8 protein-coding genes are annotated in these 7,889 nt (G+C 67.1%); 6 read left to right on the forward strand and 2 right to left on the reverse strand.

Annotated elements, in window-relative coordinates:
* The 5 genes from metH to A5736_RS17910 form a co-directional block, all read left to right on the forward strand.
* Positions 1-2,408: methionine synthase (metH, locus tag A5736_RS17890; protein WP_076247732.1), on the forward strand; the 2,408-nt coding region annotated here is incomplete at its 5' end.
* A gap of 32 nt (positions 2,409-2,440) precedes the next feature.
* Complete coding sequence (locus A5736_RS17895) at positions 2,441-2,722, forward strand: phosphoribosyl-ATP diphosphatase (protein WP_076124577.1); 282 nt, start codon at positions 2,441-2,443, stop codon at positions 2,720-2,722.
* Positions 2,723-2,733: 11 nt separating this feature from the next.
* Complete coding sequence (gene hisG, locus A5736_RS17900; protein ID WP_076247734.1) at positions 2,734-3,603, forward strand: ATP phosphoribosyltransferase; 870 nt, start codon at positions 2,734-2,736, stop codon at positions 3,601-3,603.
* 119 nt (positions 3,604-3,722) lie between these two features.
* Positions 3,723-4,235, forward strand: a complete 513-nt coding sequence (locus A5736_RS17905; protein WP_076124573.1) for a DUF4126 domain-containing protein — start codon at positions 3,723-3,725, stop codon at positions 4,233-4,235.
* A 10-nt stretch (positions 4,236-4,245) separates the two neighbouring features.
* Complete coding sequence (locus tag A5736_RS17910) at positions 4,246-5,628, forward strand: FAD-containing oxidoreductase (protein WP_076124571.1); 1,383 nt, start codon at positions 4,246-4,248, stop codon at positions 5,626-5,628.
* Between the two features lie 19 nt (positions 5,629-5,647).
* Here the strand turns inward: A5736_RS17910 and A5736_RS17915 are convergent, their stop codons facing one another.
* Positions 5,648-6,559, reverse strand: a complete 912-nt coding sequence (locus A5736_RS17915; RefSeq protein ID WP_076247738.1) for a RecB family exonuclease — start codon at positions 6,557-6,559, stop codon at positions 5,648-5,650.
* Between the two features lie 97 nt (positions 6,560-6,656).
* On the opposite strand from A5736_RS17915, the gene trmI reads away from it, so the two are divergent.
* Complete coding sequence (gene trmI, locus A5736_RS17920; RefSeq protein ID WP_076127937.1) at positions 6,657-7,526, forward strand: tRNA (adenine(58)-N(1))-methyltransferase TrmI; 870 nt, start codon at positions 6,657-6,659, stop codon at positions 7,524-7,526.
* 6 nt (positions 7,527-7,532) lie between these two features.
* Here the strand turns inward: trmI and A5736_RS17925 are convergent, their stop codons facing one another.
* Positions 7,533-7,826: a DUF503 domain-containing protein gene (locus A5736_RS17925; protein ID WP_076247736.1), complete on the reverse strand. Its 294-nt coding sequence runs from the start codon at positions 7,824-7,826 to the stop codon at positions 7,533-7,535.
* Positions 7,827-7,889: the final 63 nt, after the last annotated feature.

Genomic DNA, 7,889 nt, shown 5'->3' on the forward strand with positions numbered 1-7,889 from the left:
TCGAGGCGGGTCTGAAGAACGTGCAGGGCAAGCCGATCGTCAACTCGATCTCCATGAAGGAGGGCGAGGAGAAGTTCGTCCGCGAGGCCCGGCTGTGCCGCAAGTACGGCGCGGCCGTCGTCGTGATGGCGTTCGACGAGCAGGGACAGGCCGACAACCTGGAGCGCCGCAAGGAGATCTGCGGGCGGGCCTACCGGATACTGACCGAAGAGGTCGGCTTCCCGCCCGAGGACATCATCTTCGACCCGAACTGCTTCGCGCTGGCGACCGGTATAGAGGAGCACGCGTCCTACGGGATCGACTTCATCGAGGCCTGCGCCTGGATCAAGGAGAACCTGCCGGGGGTGCACATCTCCGGCGGCATCTCGAACGTGTCGTTCTCTTTTCGGGGCAACAACCCGGTCCGTGAGGCGATCCACTCGGTGTTCCTGTTCCACGCCATCAAGGCGGGTTTGGACATGGGCATCGTCAACGCCGGTGCGCTGGTGCCGTACGACTCGATCGACCCCGAGCTACGGGAGCGCATCGAGGACGTCGTCCTGAACCGTCGCGAGGATGCGGCCGAACGTCTCCTGGAGATCGCCGAACGCTTCAACAAGTCCGGTGAAGCCTCCGAGGACCCGAAGGCGGCCGAGTGGCGATCTCTCCCGGTCCGCGAACGGATCACGCACGCCCTAGTTAAGGGCATCGACGCCCACGTCGACGACGACACCGAGGAGTTGCGGGCCGAGATCGCCGCCGCCGGTGGTCGCCCCATCGAGGTGATCGAGGGCCCGCTGATGGACGGCATGAACGTCGTCGGTGACCTCTTCGGCTCCGGCAAGATGTTCCTGCCCCAGGTCGTCAAGTCGGCCCGGGTGATGAAGAAGGCCGTCGCCTACCTGCTGCCGTTCATCGAGGCGGAGAAAGAGCAGAACGGCACCGCAGCAGCCAAAGACACCAACGGCACGATCATCATGGCGACCGTGAAGGGCGACGTCCACGACATCGGCAAGAACATCGTCGGGGTTGTGTTGCAGTGCAACAACTTCGAAGTGATCGACCTCGGTGTGATGGTGCCCGCCGAGAAGATCCTGGCCGCGGCGAAGGAGCACGACGCCGACATCATCGGACTGTCCGGCCTGATCACCCCGTCGCTGGACGAGATGGTCAACTTCGCCGCCGAGATGGAACGCGAGGAGCTCGAGATCCCGCTGCTGATCGGAGGAGCGACCACGTCGCGCGCCCACACCGCCGTGAAGGTGGCGCCGCGTCGTAGCGGTCCGGTGGTTTGGGTCAAGGACGCGTCCCGCTCGGTGCCGGTCGCGGCGGCGCTCCTCGATGACAAGCAGCGTCCCGCCCTGCTGGAGGCCACCGAGAAGGACTACGCAGCGCTGCGCGAACGGCACTCACAGAAGAACGAGCGGCCGATGCTGACGTTGGAGAAGGCCCGCGCGAACCGGACGCCGATCGACTGGGACGGCTACACGCCGCCGGTGCCCGCCCAGGGCCTCGGCGTGCGGGAGTTTCTCGACTACGACCTCGAGGAGCTGCGCGAGTACATCGACTGGCAGCCCTTCTTCAACGCCTGGGAGATGAAGGGCCGCTTCCCCGACATCCTCAACAACCCGGCCACCGGCGAGGCCGCCCGCAAGCTGTACGACGACGCCCAGGAAATGCTCGACACCCTGATCAAGGAGAAGTGGCTGAGGGCCAACGGAGTGATCGGATTCTTCCCGGCGAACGCCGTGGGCTCGGGTATGGAAGACGCCGAGGTCTACACCGACGACACCCGCACCGAGGTGCTGACCACCTTGCACAACCTGCGCCAGCAGGGTGAGCACCGGGAGGGCATCCCGAACCGGTCGCTGGGTGACTACATCGCCCCCAAAGAAACGGGCCTCCGGGACTACATCGGTGCCTTCGCGGTCACCGCGGGCCTCGGCAGCCAGGAGAAGATCGCGGAGTTCAAGGCAGCCCTCGACGATTACAGCGCGATCCTGCTGGAGTCGGTCGCCGACCGGCTGGCCGAGGCGTTCGCCGAGCGGATGCACCAACGAGTCCGCAAGGAGTTCTGGGGATTCCAGCCCGACGAGCAACTGGACAACGAGGCGCTCATCGATGAGAAGTACCAGGGAATCCGTCCCGCCCCCGGCTACCCGGCCTGCCCGGAGCACACCGAGAAGGTGACGCTCTGGAAGTTGATGGACGTCAAGGAGCGGACCGGCATCGAGCTGACCGAGTCGATGGCGATGTGGCCCGGTGCCGCCGTCAGCGGCTGGTATTTCTCGCATCCGCAGTCGCAGTACTTCGTGGTCGGCCGGTTGGCGCAGGACCAGGTCGCCGACTACGCGAAGCGCAAGGGCTGGACCCTGTCCGAAGCCGAGCGCTGGCTGAGCTCCAACCTCGGCTACAACCCGGAGGACTGAGCGGAAACCGCCGTGACTTTGCTCGCTGCCGCGTGAAACAATCGCTGGCCGTGAAGACCTTCGAGGATCTGTTCGCCGAACTTGGCGATCGTGCCCGCACCCGGCCGGCCGGCAGCGCCACTGTCGCCGCGCTGGACGGCGGGATACATGCGCTGGGCAAAAAGATCCTCGAGGAGGCCGGCGAGGTGTGGCTGGCGGCCGAACACGAACCCGACGACGCGCTGGCCGACGAGATCAGCCAGTTGCTGTACTGGACGCAGGTGCTGATGATCGCGCGCGGCCTGACCCTTGACGACGTCTACCGGAAGTTGTGAGAGCTGTGAGCATGTTGCGCGTCGCGGTTCCCAACAAAGGTGCGCTTAGCGAGCCGGCCACCGAGATCCTCGCGGAGGCCGGTTATCGGCGCCGTACCGACCCCAAGGATCTGACGGTCATCGACCCCGTCAACCAGGTCGAGTTCTTCTTTTTGCGGCCCAAAGACATTGCAATCTACGTCGGTTCGGGCGAACTGGACTTCGGCATCACCGGGCGCGATCTGGTGCTCGACTCCGGTGCGCCGGTGCGAGAGCGCCTGGCGCTGGGCTTCGGTTCGTCCAGCTTCCGCTACGCCGCCCCGGCCGGACGCAGCTGGGCGACGGCGGATCTGGCCGGCAAGCGTATCGCCACCGCCTACCCGAACCTGGTCCGAAAAGACCTGGCCGAGAAGGGGATTGACGCGACGGTGATCGGGCTCGACGGGGCCGTGGAGATCTCGGTGCAGCTCGGTGTGGCCGACGCCATCGCTGATGTTGTGGGGTCCGGGCGCACCCTGAGCCTGCACGATCTGGTGGCCTTCGGTGAGCCACTGTGTGATTCGGAGGCGGTGCTGATCGAGCGCAGCGATCACGACGGTCGCGGTGAGTCGCGGTATGACCTGGGAGCGGCGCGGGATCAATTGGTAGCCCGGGTCCAAGGTGTGGTGTTCGGTCAGCAATACCTGATGCTCGACTACGACTGCCCGCGCTCGGTGCTGGAGAAAGCCACCTCGATCACGCCGGGACTGGAGTCTCCGACCATCGCCCCGCTGGCCGACCCGGACTGGGTCGCAATCCGGGCATTGGTACCGCGCCGCGGCGTCAACGAGATCATGGACGAGCTCGCCGCCATCGGTGCCAAAGCGATTCTGGCGTCCGATATCAGGTTCTGCCGATTCTGATTGCCCTATCGGCGGGACGGCCGCTGTGTTAGCGTCCGCCGTGGGGGAGACCCGGCCGAGCTCGAGGGCCGGCACCCCTTTTTGGTGCCCGGGCAGTTCATCCTCCAGGAGGGGTCTCCGTGACGCATGCACTAATTCTGCTGATGGCTTTGTTGATTGGCGTGGTCGCCGGGTTGCGCTCGCTGACGGCGCCGGCCGTCGTCGCCTGGGCGGCGTTTATCGGCTGGATCGACTTGCACGGCACGTGGGCATCGTGGGTGGCCAACCTCATCACCGTCATCGTCCTGACCGTTCTCGCCGTCGGCGAATTGGTCAACGACAAGCTGCCCAAGACGCCGGCGCGCACCGCGCCACCGATCTTCGCCGCCCGGATCGTCACCGGCGCGTTTGCGGGCGCGGTATTGGGCGCAATGCCGCACTGGACGTTTAGCTCGCTGGGGGCCGGCGTCATCGGCGCTGTGATCGGCACCCTCGGCGGTTATCAGGCGCGCAAGCGGCTGGCGGGGGTGACCGGCGGCAAGGACCTGCCCATCGCGCTGCTCGAGGATGCGGTCGCGATCGCGGGCGGCTTCGCCATCGCCGCGTGGGCGGGTCACGTGCTGACGGAGTACGTGCTGACGGCCGTTAAGTGACAGCCGTTAAATGACAAAGCATTTCGACGCGATCATCGTCGGCGCCGGCCAAGCGGGACCGCCCCTGGCGGGGCGGCTGACGGCCGCAGGCCAGCGAGTCGCGATAGTCGAGCGCAAACTGATCGGCGGGACCTGCGTTAATACGGGATGCATCCCGACCAAGACGCTGGTGGCCAGCGCGCACGCCGCACAGCTGGCCCGCCGTGGCGCGGAATACGGCGTCGGAACCGGACCGGTCACCGTCGACATGGCGAAAGTCAAAGCACGCAAAGACGACATCATGCTCAGCGACCGCAAGGGCGTCGAGGATTGGCTTGACGGCATGGACGGCTGCACCGTTTTTCGCGGCCATGCCCGCTTCGAAGATCCGCACACCATCAGCGTCGACACGCAGGACGGCGAAGAGCGGCTGCAGGCCGACCGGATTTTCCTCAACGTCGGTGGCCGTGCGGTGGTGCCGGAGATCCCGGGGCTGTCCGATGTCGAGTTCCTCACCAACGTGTCGATCCTCGAACTCGACACGCTGCCATCCCATCTCGTCATCGTCGGCGGCAGCTACATCGCGCTGGAGTTCGCGCAGATGTACCGGCGCTTCGGCGCTCCGGTAACCGTCGTCGAACGCGGCTCGCGCCTGGCCTCCCGCGAAGACGAGGATGTCTCGACCGCCGTCAGGGAGATCCTGGAAGCCGAAGGCATCGACGTGGTCCTCGGTGCTGACGATGTGCGAATCAGCAAGAGCGACAACGGATTCGAACTGACACCTCGTGACGGCGCGGCGCCCATTCAGGGCAGTCATCTGCTGCTGGCCGTGGGACGGCAACCCAACACCGACGACCTGGGTCTGGAAGCGGCCGGTGTGCGGACCGACGCCCGCGGCTACATCGTGGTGGACGACCAGCTCAAGACCAGCGTCGACCACATCTGGGCGATGGGCGATTGCAACGGCAAGGGCGCCTTCACCCACACCTCGTACAACGATTTCGAGATCGTCGCCGCCAACCTGCTCGACGACGACCCACGGCGGGTGAGCGACCGCGTCAGCACTTATGCGCTCTACATCGACCCGCCGCTGGGGCGCGCCGGCATGACCGTCAGCCAGGTCCGCGAGTCGGGCCGCAAGGCGCTGCTCGGCAAGCGACCCATGACCCGGGTCGGCCGGGCGGTGGAAAAGGGTGAGACGCAAGGCTTTATGAAGGTCGTGGTGGACGCCGAAACCCACGAGATCCTGGGAGCGGCCATCCTCGGCGTCGGCGGCGACGAGGCGATCCACGCCATCCTGGACGTCATGTCCGCCAAAGCTCCGTACACGACGCTGTCGCGCACTATGCACATCCACCCCACGGTGAGCGAGCTGGTCCCCACAATGCTGCAGGAGATGTCGCCGCTCGATTAGCGGCTCGATTAGCGGATGATCATGCCGCCGGTTCGGCGTCTCCGGCAAGGGGGAGGTGCACCGAATGCAGCACCGCGTCCGCGCCGCCTTCGGCGGGGTTTTCCGGCCACCCGGGGTAGGGCGGCGGTGTCCCGCCGAAGGCCGGACAGCGCTCCTGATGCGGACACCAGTCGCACAACCGCGACGGGCTGGGACGGAAATCGCCTGTGGGCGCTGCGGATTGGATGGCACGCCAGATCGCCATCAGGGCCTTCTCGAAGCGCAGCAGCTCGTCGTGATCGGGTGAGTAGTCCAACACCTGGCCGTCGGCAAGGTAGATGAGGCGCAGGCGGGCGGGCAGCACCCCGCGTGACCGCAGCAACGCCACCGCATAGAACTTCATCTGGAACATCGCCTTGAACTCGGCCAGAGCACGCGCTTCCGGCGGCGCCTTGCCGGTTTTGTAGTCGACCACCCGCAGCTCGCCGGTGGTGGCGACGTCGATGCGATCGATGAAGCCGCGCAGCAGCGTGCCGTCGGCGAGCTCGACCTCCACGCGCTGTTCGCAGCATTCGGGCTCGAACCGGGTCGGGTCTTCCAGCAGGTAATAGCCGGACAGCAACGCGCGGGCTCCCTCGAGCAGTTCGGTTCGCTGTTCGGGTTCCAGCTCGGCGGCCAGATCGGGCGCGGCCGCAATCACCCGTTCCCAGGCGGGTTCCACCAGCGATCGCGCGGTGTCCGGGACGCGCGACGCGGCGGGCAGGCCGTAGAGCTGCTCGAGCGCCGCGTGCACCACCGAGCCACGTAGCTGCGCCGTCGATGGCGCCTCGGGCAGGCGGTCGATGGCCCGGAAGCGGTACAGCAGCGGGCATTGCTTGAAGTCCGCCGCCCGCGACGGTGACAGAGCCGGGCGGGAAGGCGGCCGGGGGCCATCGTCCGGCGGGCCGGTCATGGGCCCCGGCATGGACTCCGTCATGCCCGCAGCGTAGGACCGCGCGGCGACAACCCCGAGCACCGGCTACGGCGAGTCGGCTGGCAGGCTAGATGCCGTGTCCGCAACCGGCCCGTTTACCGTCGGCGAACGCGTCCAACTCACCGACGCCAAGGGCCGTCACTACACGATGGAACTCACCGAAGGCGGTGAGTTCCACACCCATCGCGGGGCCATCGCCCACGACGACGTGATCGGGCTGGAACAGGGCAGCGTGGTCAAATCCACCAGCGGCGCCGCGTTCCTGGTGCTGCGTCCGCTGCTGGTCGACTATGTGATGTCGATGCCCCGCGGGCCGCAGGTCATTTACCCCAAGGACGCCGCGCAGATCGTGCACGAGGGCGACATCTTTCCCGGCGCCCGCGTCCTGGAGGCCGGCGCCGGATCGGGCGCGCTGACCTGTTCGCTGCTGCGCGCGGTCGGGCCCGACGGGCGGGTGGTCTCCTACGAACAGCGCGCGGATCACGCCGAACACGCCCGCCGCAACGTGTCGGTGTTCTTCGGGTCGGGGTTATTCGGCTCGGAGTTAGGCAGGGTGCCAGACAACTGGCAGCTGATAGTCGGCGATGTCGCGGACTCCGAGCTCCCCGACGCATCCTTCGACAGGGCCGTGCTGGACATGCTCGCGCCCTGGGAGGTGCTCGACTCGGTGTCGCGGCTGACGGTCGCCGGCGGTGTGCTGATCATCTACGTGGCCACCGTCACCCAGCTGTCGCGGGCGGTCGAGGCGCTGCGGGCCCAGCAATGCTGGACCGAACCGCGGGCGTGGGAAACGCTGCAGCGGGGCTGGAACGTGGTCGGGCTGGCCGTTCGGCCGCAGCATTCGATGCGCGGGCACACGGCGTTCTTGATCGCGGCGCGCCGGCTGGCGCCCGGCACAATCGCGCCGGCACCTTTGGGCCGCAAGCGCGAGGGCCGCGACGGCTAACTACAGCTAATCGTCGCCGCGACGCAGCGAGCGCCGCACCGCCAGTAGCTCGAATTCGGGGTGCGCGGCCACCAGGCGTTCGGCCGCGTCGAGGACGTCGACCGCATGAGCGCGGTCACCGGAGACGACGGCCACACCGATGCCTGCTCGCCGATACAGATCCTGGGAACCGATCTCCGCGGCCGACACGGCGAACTTGCGGCGCAACTCGGCCACAACCGGACGGATCACCGATCGCTTTTCCTTGAGCGATCGCACGTCACCCAGCAGCACGTCGAACTCGAGCCAGCCGATCCACATCCCGCGTGTCAGCCCGGCGGAGGTTGATCGGGTGGCGGAGGCGGCGGCTCCGGGGGCGGAGGC

It is taken from the genome of Mycobacterium sp. SP-6446 (assembly GCF_001954045.1).
Taxonomy (GTDB): Bacteria; Actinomycetota; Actinomycetes; order Mycobacteriales; family Mycobacteriaceae; genus Mycobacterium.